The following is a 16,261-nucleotide window of genomic DNA, read 5'->3' on the forward strand; positions in this document are numbered from 1 at the left end:
CAGCGTTTGCGCATCGCTTTTCCGGCAGGGAGGGTGCTCTCCTGCATCCGTCGGGGGCCTGGCGGGGGAAGCAGGGGACATGACCGGTTCACGCACTCCGTTCCAGCCGCCGTCCCGGGAGGTCACGCCGTGATCGTCGTGGAACGTGACATCGTCCTTCCCGTCCCCGTGGACGAGGCCGTCTCCTACCTGGAGGACTTCCGGAACGCCGAGCGGTGGGACCCGGGAACGGTGCGCTGCGTCCGGATCGACGAAGGGCCCGTACGGCCGGGTGCCACGTGGCGGAACACCTCACGGTTCAACGGGCGCACCACCGAGCTGCTGTACCGCCTCGACGTCAGGGAACCGGCGCGCCTGGTGTTCGTCGGTACGAACAAGTCGGTCACGGCCACCGACGACATGCGCTTCGAGGCGCGGGCGGGCGGGACTCTCCTGCGGTACCAGGCCTCGCTTCGCTTCAAGGGCCTGGCCAAGCTCGCGACCCCGTTCCTGAGAGGGCAGTTCGAGAAGCTCGCGGACGAGGTCGCCCAGCACCTCCCGTCCGCCGTGGCGCAGCGGGAGCGCTGAGCGCCCACTGTCCGCCGTGCGCGGTGGGCGTGGGCGGTGCGTGGTGCGCGGTTTCATCGGGTCCGGTGCTTTCATCGGGCCCGGTGTACGGCGACGGGCTTCCCGGCCGGGTCCGTGCTCAGGAGTTCGGCGCCGTCCGCCAGCGCGTCCGCGACCGCCGCGGCGACATCGAGCGGGTCACCGCCCTTCGGCATCGGCGGGGCCGTGCCCGCCACGGGACGATCGGCGAAACCGGTGTCGAGGTGACCGGGCCGGATCTCGAGCACCCGGACACCGGCACCGCGCGCCTCGCGCCGTACGGCAGCGAGCCAGGCGCTCAGCGCGGCCTTCGAGGCGCTGTAGTCGGCCATCCCGGGCTGCGGGCGCTCCGCCACCACCCCGGTGACGGCGGCGATCGCGGAACCGCGTCCCAGAATTCCGAGCGCGGCACGGAAGAACGCCGCGGGGGCGAGGTAGTTGACGGCCACCAGGTGCTCGGCGATCTCGTCACCCACCTGCTCCGCCCCGCCGAAGGCCACCGGTCCGGAGGCCACCGGTCCGGAGGCCACCGATCCGAAAGCCACCGATCCGAAGGCCACGACCACCGCGTCCAGTCCCCCGAGGGCGGCCGATGCCCGGTGGACCGCCAGGGCGCACGAGCCGGGGTCGTACGCGTCGAACACCGCCGTCGGGGTTCCCGGCCATACCTGCGCCGCCCTGGCCAGCGCGCCCGGATCGCGGCCCGCGAGGGCCGCTCGTGCCCCGCGGCGAACGAGCTCCGCGGTGATCGCACCTCCCAGGACGCCGGTGGCACCGGCCACGAGGACACGTGCACCGTTCAGCTCCATGCTCCGCTCCCGTACGCGCGTCGACGGCTCACATCCGGTCGATGTCTGCTTCGGTCCCCGGACTGCCCCTGGATGCGGCGCGTCCTCGGTGCGTCCTGGGCTCGTCGTGCTCAGATGGAACGGCACGGCACCAATGTTCGTCACCGGTCGGCGCAGGAAGAGGTTGCAAGGATGTCCGCGGACACCATGAGGGCGATGGCGTACGAGACCTACGGCGGGACGGACGTGCTCCGTGAGACCCGGCTGCCGCTGCCGAAAGTCGCCCCCGGCGAGGTTCTCGTGAGGGTCCGGTGCGCCGCGGTCAACCCGGTCGACTGGAAGATCATGGCGGGCGGTCTCGACGGCCTGATGGACGTCGTCCACCCGACGGTCCCCGGCTGGGACGTGAGCGGCACCGTGGAGCGGGTCGGCATCGACGTGCCCGAGTTCACGGCCGGCGACGAGGTGATGGCGTACGCCCGCAAGGACTACGTGCACGGTGGCACGTTCGCCGAGTTCGTGAGCGTGCCGGTACGGGCTCTCGCCGCCAAGCCGGCCTCGCTGGACTGGGCGCAGGCGGCCGGGCTGCCGCTGGCCGGGCTGACCGCCTACCAGCTTCTGAAGCGGCTGGGCACGACCGGCGACGACACCGTCCTCGTGCACGGCGCGGCCGGCGGCGTCGGGTCCATCGGCGTCCAGCTCGCCCGGGCATGGGGTGCGAGGGTCATCGGCACCGCTTCCCCGCGCAACCACGACCGGCTGCGCGCATTCGGCTGCGAGCCCGTCACGTACGGGGACGGGCTCGCCGACCGCGTCCGCGCCCTGGCTCCGGAGGGGGTCACGGTCGTCGCCGACTTCGTGGGCGGAGTCCTTGAGACCACCCTGGCCGTTCTGGCCGAGGGCGGGCGGCACGCGTCCATCGCCGACCACGCCGTGCTCGGTGCGGGTGGCCAGTGGATGTGGGTCCGCCCGGACAGCGAGGACCTCGCGGCTCTGGGGCGGCTCGCGGACGAGGGCCGGCTCACGGTCGACGTCGCCGCCACGTTCCCGCTCTCCGACGTCGCGGGCGCCTTCGCCCTCAGCCAGGAGGGTCACACGTCGGGGAAGATCGTCATCGAGGTCTGAGACCTGACCCACCTGGCCACCTGGCCACCTGGCCACCTGGCGACGCACGTGCCTGGCGCGGCCTGTGTATGCGCCCGGCGAGGCACGTGCCCGGCGGCCTCCGGTCACAGGTCCGAGGTGACGTCGCCCGGGGGAGAGTCGTTTCCTCGGTATGCAGTTCCTTCGGGCGAGTGCCCGCTACCGGACCACGTCGATACCCATCCTGCCCACCCCGCGGCCGCCGTCCCGTGACGCCGCCGAGGCGGCGCTCGTCGAGCACTACCCCGCCCTCGTACGGCTGGCGCATCTGATCCTGCCGCCGGAACTCGGCCGCCACCGCAGGGTGCTGGCCGCCCATGCGCTGGTCCAGCGCAGCCTCTGCCGCCCGGGAGCCGGGACGCGTACGCGGAGTGGACCGGCGCCGGGAGAGGCCGCCGGCTCCGCCGGAGAGGCCCCTCGGGTCCCCGGACCCCGCGCGGGCGGCACCGGCGGGATCGGGACCGGCGCGGCCGGGACCGGCAGAGTCGAGACCGGCAGAGTCGAGACCGGCGGGGGCTCGGCGGCGCACGACTGGCTCCGCGCCCAGGTCGTCCGCGAGGCCCTGCGGCCGCCGCTGCGGGTGTCGTACGGAGCGGCCCTGCCCGGCGCGTTCGGCCTGCGGCTCTTCCCCCGGGCCGGCGGCACGGACGAACTCGCCCTCGACCGCGCGCTGGCGGCGGCCGAACCCGCGACGCGCGCGGCCCTCGCCCTGACCTCCCTCGAAGGCCTCGCTCCCCCGTCCGCCGTGGCCCTGCTCCGCGAGGCGGGCGCGGCCGAGCCCGAGCAGGCCGTACGGGAGGCCGAACGGCTGCGGACGCTCCGTACCGCCGGTGCGACCGAGCTCTCCGCCGACGTGGCCGAACTGCTCAGGCGCCCCGAGTTCGATCCCTGCACGGTCCATCTGCGGCCGACCGACCTGCTGCGCCGTCGCCGCCGCGTCCGCCTGGCCGCTCTCGCCGGCACCGTGGCGCTGCTGACCGGGACCGCCGCCGGTGTCCTGGACCTGGCCGGTTCATCGCCCGCCACTCCCCCGCGTTCGGCGGTGTCCGCGGGCCCGGCCGGGGTGGCCCCGGTGCTCGTACCGGCGGACGCGTGGGCCGACACCTCGCGCGTCGACTTCACCGCCTGGCCCGCACGCGGGGACCGGACCGGCGACCAGAGCCTGATCCGGCGGGCGACGGCGGCGTGGGCAGGCGGCGCAGCGAGCTCGGGCGGCGCGTCGGGCTCCGCCGGACCCGAGCGTCCGTCGCTGTTGTACGCGGGCACCGTGGACGGGACGGGCGTCGTCCTGCTGTGGGCCGGAGGCGTACTCGTCCGCTACACCGAGCCCCGTACAGGCCACGATCGGCCCGCACTGGTGAGGACACGGGCGGACAACAGCGACGTGACGACCGCGGCGGCCGTCGTCCTCTCCCGCACGGGCGGCAGGGCCCGTTACCTCCTCGCCCCCTGGGTGGCCGAGGCCGGCCTGCGCGATCTGCGCGCTCCCGGCTCCCCCGCGCGGCCCTTGCCCGTGGCGGCGGACGGAACCACCGAACCCGTACCCGTACCCCTGCCCGTGGCGGACACCGGGGGGCCGAGCAGCGCCGCGGCAGCCTGCGGCAACGTACCGGTACTGCAGCTGCGTTCGTCGCGCCGGATCGTGGAGGACCACGCCTTTCTCGTCGCCGACCTGGGTGGCACCATCCCCGCGCACCTGACGTGGACTCCCCTGCCGGTCCCCGGCGAGCAGGCCCGTCGGCCACGCGAGGCGACCGGCCCGCTCGGGCTCGCGGCCTGGGCGCACTCGGCGTGTTCGCTCGTACGCCTCCGTGACAGCGGTGTCCGCTCCGTCAACCGCTGGGAGTTCGCCGCGCAGACACTGCCCGAGAACGCGGGGCGCGCCCTGTGGGTGTGCGCGCGGGCCGACACGTGGGAGGGGCGGGGGCAGGCGGACATCACGCTGGAGGCGCCGGGCCGGACCGTGCCCGTCACGACCGTGCACCACACCGCCGCCTGCGGGCGGTTCGGGCAGGACATCCTCGCCGGGACGTCCTGGTCCGCACCCGGCGGAGCGCGCTACGTCCTGGCCGCGGGCAGCCGACGCGTCGTTGGCGTCAGCGCCGCGGGCGCAGTGCAGGCGGGTTCCCGAGGACCACTGCTGGCCGCGCGCGGCGGCGGGGCCGCGCCCCTCCGCCTCACCGGACGCCTCGCGGACGGCTCGTCGCTCCCGGGATGGACGTCCCGTTCGGTCGAGGGCGGGGACGGAAGCGGGTGAGCTGACGGCTGTTCGCCCACGTCGGCGGGTCGCCGACGTGGGCGGGTCGCCGACGTGGGTCGCGTACGCGTTCAGTCGCAGCAACAGCAGCAGTCGCACGGATCGCAGCAGCCACGACCGCCGCCACCACCACCGTTGCCGCAGCCACCACCACCGCAGCCGTCACCTGACCCGCCACCCGAGCCGCCGGACCCGCGTCCGCCGCCACCCGAGCCCCCGCCCCAGCCACCCGAACCTCCGCCCGGACCACCCGAGTTGGCTCCGCCGGATCCCCCGCCGGAGCCCCCGAACCAGCCGTCTCCCCCGGAGCCGTCCCGGTTCGAACCCCCGCCACCGCTACCGCTGTTGCCGCCGTTGCCGTCACCGAACTGCGGAAGCTCCGCGTCACCGCCGTCGTCGACGCCTTCGTCACAGTCGCAGCAGTCGAAGCACAGGCGGCAGTTGGAGCACAGCCGACGCCAGGCCCGGCACCGCCGGCACTCCCCCTCCGAGGACCTGTCCATCGCCGCCGGAGCGCCGAGCGCCGCGGTGCCGCAGGCGGCTCCCGGGTCGGTCTCCGTCGCCGTACCCGTCGCCGTACCCGTCGTCGTACGGAGTCCCAGCCAGGGCAGTATGCGCGGGCTCCGTTCCTGGTGGCGATGCCGCTGGTGGTGATGGGGGTTGAAGGCCCGTTCGACGGCGCGTTCCGCCTCGGCGCCCAGGAGGGCCCAGACCAGGCGGCCGTCGACGAACTCGGCGTCGGACAGGGCGAGTCGGATGCCGTGGACGGCGTCGTCACAGAGCCGCCGGGCTTCGGCGCGGGTCGTGCCGGTCACGGTGATCGGGTTCCACGCGCCCGCCGCCGCGTCCTTGTCGAGGTCCTCCACGGCGTCCAGCAGGTGCGCGAGCCGGCCGAACAGCCGCCCGGCCTCGGCAAGGGGTACGGCGTTGCCCGGGCGGCCGGTGAGGACGGCCGTGTGCGCGAAGGCGGCGGCGGTCGCCGTCTCCGTGGGCTCCGTGACGGTGAGGAGGGAGCCGCCGGGGCCGGTCGACCGCTCGATCTCCGTCTGGCGCTCGACCGCTCCGAGCAGCACCGCCGTGTCGAAGCCGAGCCGCTCGCCGCCCGCGGCGCCCGCCCGGTCCCATCCGCGGGCGACGCGGCGCGCCGCGAGTGTCACCGGGCGGCGTCCGACCAGGCCGTCGCCGTCGGCGACGTGGTCGCGTATCTTCGCGGCGGCCAGCACCAGCGACACCGTCGCCGCCAGCCGGGCGCCCTCGCCCTGCGCCACGTCGGCCGAGCGCATCCCGCGCAGGGGGCACGGGCCGGCCGCCCGGCGCCAGTCCCCGCTGCGCTGCGACTGCGCCTCGGTGAGCACCGAGACGATGAGACCGTCGTAGTTGGTCGCCACCCGCGCGAACTGACCGTACTCCCCGCGCAGAGCCAGGCACAGGCCGCACAGGTGCGCCATCCACTCCGTCCGCAGCCCCTCGCCGAGCCGGTGGCGGCACGGCCTGATGATTCCGAACATCGCGTTCCCCCCGTAGAACCGCTTCAAGTCGGGACAGATTATGCGACGACGCCGGCCCGCCCTCCAGGGAGGGAGGGGCGGTGTTCACGAGGGTGTGCCGTGGCGGCCGGCGTCTTTCTGACGGGCGCGGTGGGCCGCGGCGCTCGCGCGGTTTCCGCAGATCTGCGGGCTGCAGTAGCGGCGTGACTGGTTGCGGGACACGTCCACGAACACTTCTTCGCAGCGATTGCCGCCGCAGATGTGCAGGCGGCTCATTCCGGTGGTGGTGATGACGCCGAGGAGGCCCATGGCGGCGTTCACGGCGTACTGGTCGACGGGCGGGGCTTGCGGCTCGGTGACGTGGATGTGCCAGGGCTCGCCGTCGTGGTTGGTGTAGTGCGGCCGTGCGCGGTAGTCGGCGAGGACGTGGTTGAGGAGGCCGATGGCGGTTTCCTCGTCGGGGGCGGCGAAGATTTCGCGCAGGGCTGTCCGGAGGGCGTACGCCTTGTCGAGGTCCCTGCGGGTGGGAACGTCTTTGATCCGTATTCCGTGGGCGATGAGGAGTTCCGCCAGCGCCGCGGGATCGGGCATCTTCTCTTTCTCACGGACCACGTTGTAGGTGTTGACGAGGTCCTCGGCCCATGTCACCGAGTCATCAGAGTAACTAGTAAAACGCACCGTGGCTCCGTATCATCTACTGCAATGGATCGTCTCGAGATGGAGGGTCGATGGACTCCCAAGAGGCTTTACCCGCCCCCGCCGTCACGTCCGAAGGGTATTCCCCACCGGCTGGTTTCAGGGAAGAGTGGCTGCGGGGACTGCGCATGGCGATCCCGCTGGCGATCGCCGTCTTCGGCTTCGCCGTCTCCTTCGGCGTGGTGGCCCGGGCCGCCGACATGGGGATCGCGGCGCCCATCGCGATGTCCTTGACGACCTTCGCCGGATCGGCCCAGTTCGCGGCCGCGTCCGTGGTGGGCACGGGCGGGGGCATCGCCGCGGCGATCGTGGCCGCCGTTCTGCTCAACTCCCGTTATCTGCCGATCGGGATCAGCGTCGCCCCGGCCATGACGGGCAACGCCGTCAAGCGATTCCTCTCCGCGCAGCTGGTGGTGGACGAGTCGTGGGCCGTCGGGCATCTGGGCGAGGGCCGCTATTCGCGCGGCCGGCTGCTGGGTGCGGGTGTCGTCGTCTACTGCGCCTGGGTGGGCGGAACGGCCATCGGCGTCCTGGGGGCGCAGTACGTCGGGGATCCACTGCGCTTCGGCCTCGACGTGGTCTCGCCCGTCCTCTTCCTTGCCCTGCTCAAGGGGCAGATCAGCGACCGGCGTGCGCTCGTATGCGCGATCCTCGGCGTCGCTGTCGCGCTGTCGCTGACGCCGTTCGCCTCACCGGGTGTGCCGTTGATCGCGTCCACTGCCGCCTGCCTGCTGGGATTGAGGAAGTGATGAACGGAGTCTGGCTGGCGGTACTCCTCGTGGGTGCCGTGTCCATGGCGCTGAAGGCCACCGGTCCGGTCCTCCTTGGCGGACAGGAGTTGCCGGACAGCATGCAGCGGGTGGTGGCGCTCATGGCGCCCACGCTGCTGGCGGCGCTGATCTCGACTCAGATCTTCGGCAGCGGACAGGCGTTGACGATCGACGCCCGCGTGGTGGGTCTGGCCGTGGGCGCGTTCGGGGTCTGGCGGAACTGGCCCACGTTGCTCGTCGTGTTCCTGGGCGCCGCGGCGGCAGCGGTGACCCGACTGATCGCAGGGTGAGAGGAGCCGTATCCATGAACGTAGGTCCGGCCGACGGGCAGATGTGGCCGACGGCGGCACTGTGGGACGCGGGCATCCGGCTGGGGCACCCGCTCGCACGGCCGCCGCTGCCCCTGCGGCCGGCCGTGCCGGGGATGAGGCTCGCCGGCCCGCTGCGCCGGGTCCGGCACACCGAGGGGGTCGTCTCGATCTTCGAGGGCCTGGACGCGGCGCGCCCGGGGGATGTCCTGTTCATCGACAACCAGGGGCGTACGGACGAGGCGTGCGTGGGCGACCTGGTCGCGATCGAGGCGCGGCTGGCGGGTGTGGCGGGCCTGGTGGTGTGGGGGTGCCACCGGGACACCGACGAGCTGGCCGTCATCAGGCTGCCGGTGTTCAGCCTGGGGCCCTGCCCGTCGTCGCCCACGGTGCCTCCGGTGACCGGCGGCGGCACGGAGCGGCCCTTCGCGTTCGAGGAGGGTGACGTCGCGGTGGGCGACTCCGACGGCGTGGTCGTCGTCCCCGCCGGGGTGCACGCGGAGGTGGAGGAGGTCGCCCGGGCCGTCGTGGAGGCTGAGCAGCGCCAGGCGGAGAAGGCACTGCTCGGCCTGAGCCTGCGCGAGCAGCTTCGCTGGGACGAGTTCAAGAAGCTGCGGCGGGAGGACCCGTCGTACACCTTCCGCGCGCACCTGTCCCGGGTGGGCGGGGCGCTGGAGTAGGAGCGGGCGGGCGCGGGCGGGCGTGGTTCGGACGGGTGCGGGCGGGCGTGGTTCGGGCGGGCTCGGTTCAGGCGGGTGCGGACCAGCGCAGCAGCAGGTCGCTGCGGCGGCGCGGTCGGTGGACGGCGATCTCCTGCCGGCAGCGCGTGTCCGTCTGGGTGCATCGGCAGGTCATGGCAGGCTCCTCGCGGCGTGGATGTGCGTACGGGCGAACGCGACCTGGCGGCGGAAGACCGTGACGCGTTCGTCCACGGCCGTCAGACTGTGGCCCGCCTCCAGGGCGTGGAACTCGACGGGCAGGCCGCGGGCCCGAAGTCGGTCGGCGTAGGCGCGGGCCTGGTCGATGGGGCAGCGCGCGTCGTTGACACCGGCGCAGATGAAGACCGGCGCGCGGACGGCGTCGGCGTAGGTGGCCGGTGAGGAGTCGCGGTAGCGCTCGGGTACTTCCTCCGGTGTGCCGCCGAAGAGGCTGCGGTCGAGCGCCTTGATGTCGTCCATGGCCTGCCGGTGGGCGGCGGCGCAGTCGGCGACCGGAGCGCCGGCCAGGCCGATGGTCCAGTCGTCGGGCCGGGTGCCGAGGGCCAGCAGGGTCAGGTAGCCGCCCCAGGACCAGCCGGCCAGGACGAGGCGGGCGGGGTCGACGATCCGCTGGTCGACGGCCCACTGCCGTACCGCGGTGACGTCCTCCAGTTCGGTGTGGCCGACGCGGCGCCGCAGGGCGTCCGTCCAGGACCGCCCGTAGCCCGTCGAGCCGCGGTAGTTGACGCGTACGACGGCGAATCCTTCGTCCGTCCAGGCCGCGACCTCGGGGTCGAAGGCGTCGCGGTCGTGTTCGTCGGGCCCGCCGTGGAGCAGGAACACCGCGGGATACGGCCCGGTGTCGATGCCTGTGCCTGTGCCTGTGCCTGTGCCCGCCCCGGTGCCGGTGCGGGGCAGGCTCAGCAGGGCGTGGATACGGCCTCCGGGGCCGGGTACCCACACGTCGCGGGCGAGCGCGGTCTGCGGCGGGTGGACGGTGTCGGGGAACCGCGGATCGCCGTCGAGAGCCTTGAAGACGGGCGGGTGCGCGGAGTCGGACCACTGGAACCACACGTCTCCGCCGGGCCTGGTCCGGGCGTGCTCGATGGTGCCGTCGGGGATCTTCAGACGGGTCAGTTCACGGGTGGCCAGGTCGTAGCGGAATGCCTGGGAACGGGCCTGGTGGTCGTGGACGACGAGCAGGGAGGTGGCGTCCTGGGACCACTCGGCGGAGGTCTCGCCGGGCAGCCGGAGGTCGAGGCCGACGCGCTCGCCGGTGCGCGGCTCGTAGATGACGGGCTCCCACCGGTCCTCGCGCGGCTGCAGGACGAGCAGCCGGTTGTCGCCGGGGACCGGGGAGAAGCCGACGGCCTCGCCGTCGAGGTCGGCGACGGCGCGGCCGTCGGTGGTCAGGACGCGCACGCCCGGCTCCCACAGGTCTCCGCGCTCGCTGTGCGCGATGACGGCGAGGGTGAGATCGCGGGACAGGTCGACGGCGTACGCGGGTTCCTCGTGCCGGTAGAGGCGGCGGGATCCGCCGCCGGGCAGGACGAGGGAGACGTCGGTGCCGTGCTCGGTGGTGTGGCCGAGCAGGGTGTGGCCGCGCAGGCCGATGGCGAGTCCGGCGGGCCAGTACGGGTCCATGTCGCGTACGGCGGGCTCGTCGGGGCCCCCGCCGAACGGCTGCCGCATCCACTGGCCGCGCTCGTCGCCGCCGGTGTCGGCGAACCACCACACGGCCTCTCCGGACGCTTCGATGGCACAGTTCTGGGCGCCGGAGGGGCGGTGGGTGGCCTGTCGCAGCGTTCCGGCCGTACGGTCCCAGCAGTAGACCTGGGCGACGCCGGAGCGGTCGCTGACGAAGACGCAGCGCTCCGGTGAGCTCTTGGCCCAGGCAGGGAGCGTGTAGCGCGGGGCCCGGAAGCGCTGTTCCCACAGGGGTGTGCTCGGGGCGGTGGCGGTCATGTCAGTGGCAGCCGCAACTGGCCGCGGTGACGCGGTTCATCCGGCGCCGGGGGCTCTGACCGGCCGAGGCAGAGGCCGCGCCCGCTCCCGCTCCCGCTCCCGCCAGGGGCGTGGTGCCGCCGAGGGCGGTGAGGGAGCTGGTGGCACAGTCGAGGACGATCTGGAACTCGGTACGCGGCAGGGTGCCGAGCAGCAGGTGGACGGAGGCGGCGGCCTTGCCCGTGGCGGCGGCGTTGGATTCGGAGTTGAAGGGCAGCTGGGGTGCGACCGGGTTGGTGCCGAATTCGAGTCCGGTGACTTCGGCGTGGTGCGGGTCGGCGGCGAAGAGCCGCGTGAGGGCGGCGGCCGCGGTCGCGGAACCCGTCTCGGTCGCCTTCATGTCGGTCACCGTCCCGTCCTCGACGGTGAGCACGAGCGGATAGTGGGACAGCCCGGAGAGCTTCTCGAACAGTTCCTGGGAGCGGGCCTGGTCATCGGCGCGGGTGCGGACGACGGACCATCCCTTGACGGCGATCTGCCCGGTGAGGGTGGTGCCGGCGCTCGTCAGGTCGAGCCTCTGCAGGCCGGTGGGTGCGCTCTGCACGACGCCGGGCAGGAAGGTGCCGGTGTCCGTCCGGGACCATGTCGGCGCGGCGAAGGCCATCTTGGCCACGGACGCGGTCAGGGGCTCTTCGATGACCAGGCCGCCGGCCGCCGCCAGGGCGTCGCCGAGCACGGCGCGGGTCCGGCCGAGGGCGTCGGGGTCGGTCTTCTCCAATGCCGCGAGGAGGCCGCGCAGTTGGTCGAGGGCGAAGGGACCGGTACCGGCGCGGAGAGCGGCGACGGTGCGGTGCGGGCCCACCTGCGCGGCGGGGGCTGTCAGCAGCCGGGCGTCCTGGGCCACGACGAGGACGTCGGTGTCCTGCGGGATGCCGGAGCGCAGTACGTCGGTCAGGGACCGGCCCGGTTCGGCGGTGACCGTGTCCCACGCTTCGTAGCGGCTGGGGGGCTCGATCCGGAAACTGCCGGAGAATTGCTGTTCCAGGACGAGCACGAATCGGTTCCGGCCCGCCGGGTACTGGCGATAGGCATCAGGGCGGACGATAATCACGGTGACACTCCCAGATCGTTGTGCCGGTGTGCCGGTATGTCGGTGTGCCGGTGTGTCAGTGAGGCGGGCCGAGCTACCATCTCGGCCCGCCTCACTCGTGGCACACCCGGCGCGATACGTATCGAGCCTTGGCGGCCAGCTACTCGGCTCAGCCCAGCAGGGTGCCGAGGTAGTTGCTGTTCTTGCGAACCTTGATGGTCTTCTTCATGGCGCTCACCCCCCAACTGATCATTGATCGGCTACGCGACTACTCGACTACTCGGCTCAGCCGAGCAGGGTGCCGAGGTAGTTGCTGTTCTTGCGCACCTTGATGGTCTTCTTCATGGCCGACACCTCCCTTCCGTGGTGGATTTCGCGCTCACGCGATCGTTCGTGGCCGGTCAGGCAACATCGGCCAGACGAACGCGGGGAGCGCCGCCTTTGTCGCCCAGGACCACGTCACCGCTTTCGGTGTAGACGGTGGTGTCGGGCGAGATGATGTCGAGGTGGTACTGGGTGAAGGGGGTGAGGCCCAGCCCCCAGTGGAGGCAGCCTCGCTCGCCTCCGTACACCTCGTTCATGGCGTGGTTGCCCGGCAGGATGTCCAGGCTGGTGTTGAGTGCGTGTCCGATCTCCCAGACCAACGCGTAGCGCGAGTCGATCTCGAACATGGACTCGAAGACCTTGGCGACCGGGGTGCCTTCCCTGCGGAAGGGGCGCAGCGAGGTGATCGTCCCCTTGGAGACGTCGCAGACCACCGCCTCGTGTTCCAGGCCGGCGAGTTTGCCCGCGAGGCGCGCCTGGTCCTTGCGGATGAACGACGGGGTGCCGCTGTGCAGGATCGGGAATCCGCGGAACGCGATGCTGCCTTCGAGCGGAAGGTGCAGGTTCTCGTCGAATTCGACGATCTGCATCGGCAGGACGCTGATCTCGCCGGAGGGGACGATCTGCTGTTCTCCCCATTCGAGGGGGCCGGCCTGCTGGTTCCAGATCAGGCCGTCGGCGAGGTGGTCGAGTACGGCGCGTGTGCCGTGGCGCTCGTCGACGTAGAGCAGGTGGTCGGTGGATTCGGCGAGCTCGAAGAACCGGTCGCTGAACTCGCCCTGCTCCTCGGCGGAGGTGTTTTCGATGACGCGGACGAAGTGCCGGATGATGTCGAGATCGGCGGGCGTCGAGTTGCAGGCCATTCCCATCAGCTTGCGATTCGGGCCGAGGGCCTCTTCCGAGGGGGACTCGAAGAACCGGTACGGCGAGATCACCAGGGAATGCGACCGCTGGGGAATGGTTCCCGCGGCGAGCATCGCCTCGAAGTCGTCGCCCGGACCGATGAGGATGGTCCGGTATTCCGCGTACGGAGCTTCTTTGACGATCTCCAGCTCGTTTTCGATCTCTCGGTTCGTGATGAGGCAGAACACACTCCCTTCCGCCGACCCGAACTGACTGTATCGAGCAGGATTAATCTTGATCGTCGGCATAACGAGCCTTTCCCCTCATCGTTCATTAGTCGCTCGATCCACGCCATAGACAACATCACTCGAAACGAGGCACGCAATACGGCCTGAAAGTATGGCTTGAATCGCAAGGGTCCGGGCTGCTGGATCCGGGAATCGGAATGACCAAGTCCGTAGCCGTGTCGTGCAATTTCGCATGATCGGGACTTTGTCAAGAAGGCGTCTTTTACGCTCACGAAACATATGGCAAGAATGAAGTTCCGCCATGATTCACCATGAGACGATCACCGTCGGCGGCGGGACTGGGCTGCGGGCCCGTCCGGGACGCCGCCGCGGGCGAGGGGGCGGGGCGAGGCGTCGGGGGCTTGCACACCGAAGCGCCCGGCCGCCGTACTCGACGGCGGCCGGGCGCTTCGCGGGCTGTCAGGGCGGGGCGTCAGCCCTGGGGTACCGCGACGAAGGCCTCGCTGGGCTTGGCGGTCGGGATGTAGCGGGCGGTGGCGGTGGACGTGACCGGGACCAGGTCGCGGTGGATCACCTTGGCGACGGCCTGAATCGTGTTCACGCCGTAGGTCATCGTGCTGTTGTTGTCGGTGAGGACGGTGATCGTGTAGTCGTGGCCGGCGCCCTTGAACGTACCGACGCTGTGGACGCGCCAGCCGCGCGTGGCGCGCTGGAGCCAGCCGTTCTTGACGTGGACGGACACGGTGGAGGGCGCGCCGGCGGGGGTTCCCCAGCGCTGCGAGGTGACGACGTTGCCCATGAGCTTGGTGATGTAGGCGCGGGCGTTGTCGCTCAGGACGTTGTTCTTGGCGGTGATCAGCGAGAGCAGTCGCTGTTCGTCGGTGACGTTGATCCGGGTGAGACCCCAGTAGCCGCCGGTTCCCGGGACCGTGCGGGTCATGCCCGCGGCAGTGAGGAAGCCCTTGATCTTGGTGAGGCCGAGCTGCCGCCACAGGGTGGAGGTGGCCGCGTTGTCGGACTTGGTGATCATGGCGGTGGCGAGGGTGGTCTCGCGTGAGGTCAGGTAGCGGTTCGTCTTCTTGGCGTCCCACAGGAGGGCCGCGAGGACGGTCACCTTGACGACGCTGGCCGAGTCGAACGCGGTCGTGGCGCGCAGCGTGCACGTGGTGTTGGTGCTGCGGTCGCGCAGACCGACGGCGACGGTGCCGGCGCGCGTGGCGAGGGCGGCGGTGATGTCCCGCTGAAGCTTGGTGGCGAGCCCCGCCTTGCCGGACGTACAGCTGACCTGCGGCGTGGTGGCCGCGGACGCGGGCACCGTACCGGCGACGAAGGCCGCGGACATGCCGGCGGCGACGGCGGCCGCGGATATGCGGGCGCGCCGGGATATGCGGTGAGTCATGTGGATTCCCCCCTGGGAACGAAAACGAACGCGTCTTCGATGCGTTCGCTCTACATGACATCTCAACCGCGTGGAAGGTTGCAGGAATCCTACGGAATCGAGGGGCGGCCCCCGGATGAGGGGTCCGGTTGAGGGGGGGCAGTCCTGAATGAGGGGGTGGGGTGGCTGCACGGCTGCCGACCTTCACGAGGCCGTTCATGTCGCTCTCCAGCGGGCGTCGACGCGGTGGCTGTGGGCCTCACAGGCCGGGAGCGATGCGTCGCACCTTGGGCGCGAAAGTCTGGCACGCTGATCCGCGGCGGCGGGTGGGTGTCCCGCCTCACACTGGGGGTGGCCAGGTGGCGGGGATCGAACAGGAGCCGGCGGAGGTGCGGATCCCCAGGGCCGCGGTGGACGCCCTCGCTGCGGCGCTGAGCGTGCGCACAGTGGCGATGCGGACCTGGCCCGATGGCATCGAGTGGATGTACCCGATGGGTACGTGGGACGCACCGCACATGGAGGTGGCTCTCATGCCCGGCGGGGAGGAGGTGTGGCTGCGCATGTCCACCGACCGCTCCAGCATCGTCGTGTGGACGATCCAGCAGTGGCTGGACTTCGTCGAGCAGCTGCCCGGGGCGACGCCGCCGCAGGCTTGAGCTGCGGCGGGCTCATCGGGGACGGTCCGCGTCCTCGTCAGCCATGGCCCATGGGGCCGCACCAGTCGCCACAGTGGACTCAGTCGGCAACGCCCGCCTCCAATCAGCCCTTTCACCCACGGCAGGCCGCGGCCTGGATCTACGATCACAGGGTGAGAACGGAGACGAAGGCCGGCCCTCTGCTGCTGTGGCTGCACAGCAAGGCGCACGGGATCATCGGCCGGGACTTCGACCTGAGCAGCGACCCTGACGGCATTGGCTACAGAGGCGAGGAACTCCTTTCACTGGTGGAGTGGCTGGAGAAGAACGGATTCGTGGTGAGATACGAGGAATCCGACGTCCGGACCGCGGCTGCGCTCACTGCGCGGGGCGTCAGCAGAGCCGAGGAGCTCATCAGGGAGAAGAGCAGTCCTACGGGCCGTTTCCACGCTGCTTTGAACGCGCTGGTGACCGCGGCCATGGACTCCTTTCCGGAGTGGCTCAGCCTTTCCGACTTCCTCCAGTCGCCGCGCGCCCTTGTGCCGGACCACCGCCTGACCGCCGAGGAAGTCAGCACGGCAGTGGACTTCCTCGTCGCGGCACGCCTGGCCGACCTGTCAGACGACGCAGAAAAATCCCGTCTCAAGCTGACCCCTCACGGCATCCGATGCGGTGGGCGCAGCCCTGTCGATGTAAGGACCTTCGTGGACGTCACCCCTCCTCCCGCTCAGACCATCACCGTGAACGGGCCGGCTCAGATCGGGAACAACAACACCCAGAACAACACCTTCGGCTTCGGCCCGAGCAACTATGCGCAGTTCGCGCGTGATCTCCTGGCCGCGGTCGCTGCCGCCGACATCACCGACGCCGAGCGTGCCCTGGTGACAGGACGCGCGCAGGAGCTCCAAGGGGAGCTGGCGTCCGCCTCGCCCGAGCCGGGCGCGATGAGGCGGTTCTTCGAGAACACACGGCAAGCCGCGTACGTGATCCTGCCCGAAGTCGCGGTGCAGGCGATGCTCGCGGCTGCAGGGCTCCCCTTCGCGTGACCTTGGCCAGCTCCTGATCGT

Annotated in this window: 15 protein-coding genes; 8 read left to right on the forward strand and 7 right to left on the reverse strand. The window is 71.5% G+C overall.

Features of this window, described 5'->3' with window-relative positions; genetic code table 11:
- The first annotated feature begins 129 nt into the window (after positions 1-129).
- The gene (locus ACFC0Z_RS07250) at positions 130-567 is read left to right on the forward strand and encodes an SRPBCC family protein (RefSeq protein WP_376433726.1); all 438 of its coding nucleotides are present in this window, start codon (positions 130-132) and stop codon (positions 565-567) included.
- A gap of 71 nt (positions 568-638) precedes the next feature.
- On the opposite strand, the gene ACFC0Z_RS07255 is transcribed toward ACFC0Z_RS07250, so the two are convergent.
- Positions 639-1,394, reverse strand: a complete 756-nt coding sequence (locus ACFC0Z_RS07255; protein WP_376433728.1) for an SDR family NAD(P)-dependent oxidoreductase — start codon at positions 1,392-1,394, stop codon at positions 639-641.
- Positions 1,395-1,580: 186 nt separating this feature from the next.
- Between ACFC0Z_RS07255 and ACFC0Z_RS07260 the strand changes: the two genes are divergently transcribed.
- Together ACFC0Z_RS07260 and ACFC0Z_RS07265 are read left to right on the forward strand one after the other, a co-directional pair.
- A complete protein-coding gene (locus ACFC0Z_RS07260; protein WP_376435014.1) occupies positions 1,581-2,498 on the forward strand; it encodes an NADP-dependent oxidoreductase in 918 nt (305 codons plus the stop codon).
- Positions 2,499-2,649: 151 nt separating this feature from the next.
- Complete coding sequence (locus tag ACFC0Z_RS07265; protein WP_376433730.1) at positions 2,650-4,773, forward strand: hypothetical protein; 2,124 nt, start codon at positions 2,650-2,652, stop codon at positions 4,771-4,773.
- 71 nt (positions 4,774-4,844) lie between these two features.
- Here the strand turns inward: ACFC0Z_RS07265 and ACFC0Z_RS07270 are convergent, their stop codons facing one another.
- Complete coding sequence (locus ACFC0Z_RS07270; RefSeq protein ID WP_376433732.1) at positions 4,845-6,281, reverse strand: DUF5685 family protein; 1,437 nt, start codon at positions 6,279-6,281, stop codon at positions 4,845-4,847.
- Between the two features lie 84 nt (positions 6,282-6,365).
- Positions 6,366-6,908, reverse strand: coding sequence for a CGNR zinc finger domain-containing protein (locus tag ACFC0Z_RS07275; RefSeq protein WP_376433734.1), 543 nt, complete (start codon positions 6,906-6,908; stop codon positions 6,366-6,368).
- A 176-nt stretch (positions 6,909-7,084) separates the two neighbouring features.
- On the opposite strand from ACFC0Z_RS07275, the gene ACFC0Z_RS07280 reads away from it, so the two are divergent.
- The 3 genes from ACFC0Z_RS07280 to ACFC0Z_RS07290 are packed head-to-tail and all read left to right on the forward strand — an operon-like array spanning position 7,085 to position 8,714.
- On the forward strand, positions 7,085-7,705 hold the full coding sequence (locus ACFC0Z_RS07280) for an AzlC family ABC transporter permease (protein ID WP_376433736.1): 621 nt from the start codon (positions 7,085-7,087) through the stop codon (positions 7,703-7,705).
- Positions 7,705-8,016 carry an AzlD domain-containing protein gene (locus tag ACFC0Z_RS07285; RefSeq protein WP_376433738.1) on the forward strand — a complete coding sequence of 104 codons (312 nt, stop codon included), beginning with the start codon at positions 7,705-7,707 and terminating at the stop codon, positions 8,014-8,016. Before ACFC0Z_RS07280 ends, ACFC0Z_RS07285 begins: the two co-directional genes overlap by 1 nt.
- A gap of 14 nt (positions 8,017-8,030) precedes the next feature.
- Complete coding sequence (locus tag ACFC0Z_RS07290; protein WP_376433740.1) at positions 8,031-8,714, forward strand: RraA family protein; 684 nt, start codon at positions 8,031-8,033, stop codon at positions 8,712-8,714.
- Between the two features lie 171 nt (positions 8,715-8,885).
- Here the strand turns inward: ACFC0Z_RS07290 and ACFC0Z_RS07295 are convergent, their stop codons facing one another.
- From ACFC0Z_RS07295 to ACFC0Z_RS07310, 4 genes are all read right to left on the reverse strand, one after another.
- The gene (locus ACFC0Z_RS07295; protein WP_376433742.1) at positions 8,886-10,697 is read right to left on the reverse strand and encodes an alpha/beta hydrolase family protein; all 1,812 of its coding nucleotides are present in this window, start codon (positions 10,695-10,697) and stop codon (positions 8,886-8,888) included.
- A 1-nt stretch (position 10,698) separates the two neighbouring features.
- Positions 10,699-11,787, reverse strand: a complete 1,089-nt coding sequence (locus tag ACFC0Z_RS07300; protein WP_376433744.1) for a hypothetical protein — start codon at positions 11,785-11,787, stop codon at positions 10,699-10,701.
- Between the two features lie 380 nt (positions 11,788-12,167).
- The gene (locus tag ACFC0Z_RS07305) at positions 12,168-13,241 is read right to left on the reverse strand and encodes a hypothetical protein (protein ID WP_376433746.1); all 1,074 of its coding nucleotides are present in this window, start codon (positions 13,239-13,241) and stop codon (positions 12,168-12,170) included.
- A 412-nt stretch (positions 13,242-13,653) separates the two neighbouring features.
- Positions 13,654-14,580 (reverse strand): serine hydrolase, encoded by a 927-nt coding sequence (locus ACFC0Z_RS07310; RefSeq protein WP_376433748.1) that lies wholly within the window; start codon positions 14,578-14,580, stop codon positions 13,654-13,656.
- 338 nt (positions 14,581-14,918) lie between these two features.
- Between ACFC0Z_RS07310 and ACFC0Z_RS07315 the strand changes: the two genes are divergently transcribed.
- Positions 14,919-15,215 carry a hypothetical protein gene (locus ACFC0Z_RS07315; protein ID WP_376433750.1) on the forward strand — a complete coding sequence of 99 codons (297 nt, stop codon included), beginning with the start codon at positions 14,919-14,921 and terminating at the stop codon, positions 15,213-15,215.
- A gap of 152 nt (positions 15,216-15,367) precedes the next feature.
- Positions 15,368-16,240: a hypothetical protein gene (locus ACFC0Z_RS07320; RefSeq protein WP_376433752.1), complete on the forward strand. Its 873-nt coding sequence runs from the start codon at positions 15,368-15,370 to the stop codon at positions 16,238-16,240.
- The last annotated feature ends 21 nt before the right edge of the window (positions 16,241-16,261 follow it).

It is taken from the genome of Streptomyces sp. NPDC056144, assembly GCF_042264145.1.
Lineage (GTDB): Bacteria > Actinomycetota > Actinomycetes > Streptomycetales > Streptomycetaceae > Streptomyces.

Bases quoted from the DNA above. Each gene is read 5' to 3' on its own strand.
- ACFC0Z_RS07255 (WP_376433728.1), bottom strand. From the start codon at position 1,394: ATGGAGCTGAACGGTGCACGTGTCCTCGTGGCCGGTGCCACCGGCGTC.
- ACFC0Z_RS07260 (WP_376435014.1), top strand. From the start codon at position 1,581: ATGAGGGCGATGGCGTACGAGACCTACGGCGGGACGGACGTGCTCCGT.
- ACFC0Z_RS07265 (WP_376433730.1), top strand. From the start codon at position 2,650: ATGCAGTTCCTTCGGGCGAGTGCCCGCTACCGGACCACGTCGATACCC.
- ACFC0Z_RS07270 (WP_376433732.1), bottom strand. From the start codon at position 6,281: ATGTTCGGAATCATCAGGCCGTGCCGCCACCGGCTCGGCGAGGGGCTG.
- ACFC0Z_RS07280 (WP_376433736.1), top strand. From the start codon at position 7,085: ATGGCGATCCCGCTGGCGATCGCCGTCTTCGGCTTCGCCGTCTCCTTC.
- ACFC0Z_RS07285 (WP_376433738.1), top strand. From the start codon at position 7,705: ATGAACGGAGTCTGGCTGGCGGTACTCCTCGTGGGTGCCGTGTCCATG.
- ACFC0Z_RS07290 (WP_376433740.1), top strand. From the start codon at position 8,031: ATGAACGTAGGTCCGGCCGACGGGCAGATGTGGCCGACGGCGGCACTG.
- ACFC0Z_RS07295 (WP_376433742.1), bottom strand. From the start codon at position 10,697: ATGACCGCCACCGCCCCGAGCACACCCCTGTGGGAACAGCGCTTCCGG.
- ACFC0Z_RS07305 (WP_376433746.1), bottom strand. From the start codon at position 13,241: ATGCCGACGATCAAGATTAATCCTGCTCGATACAGTCAGTTCGGGTCG.
- ACFC0Z_RS07310 (WP_376433748.1), bottom strand. From the start codon at position 14,580: ATGACTCACCGCATATCCCGGCGCGCCCGCATATCCGCGGCCGCCGTC.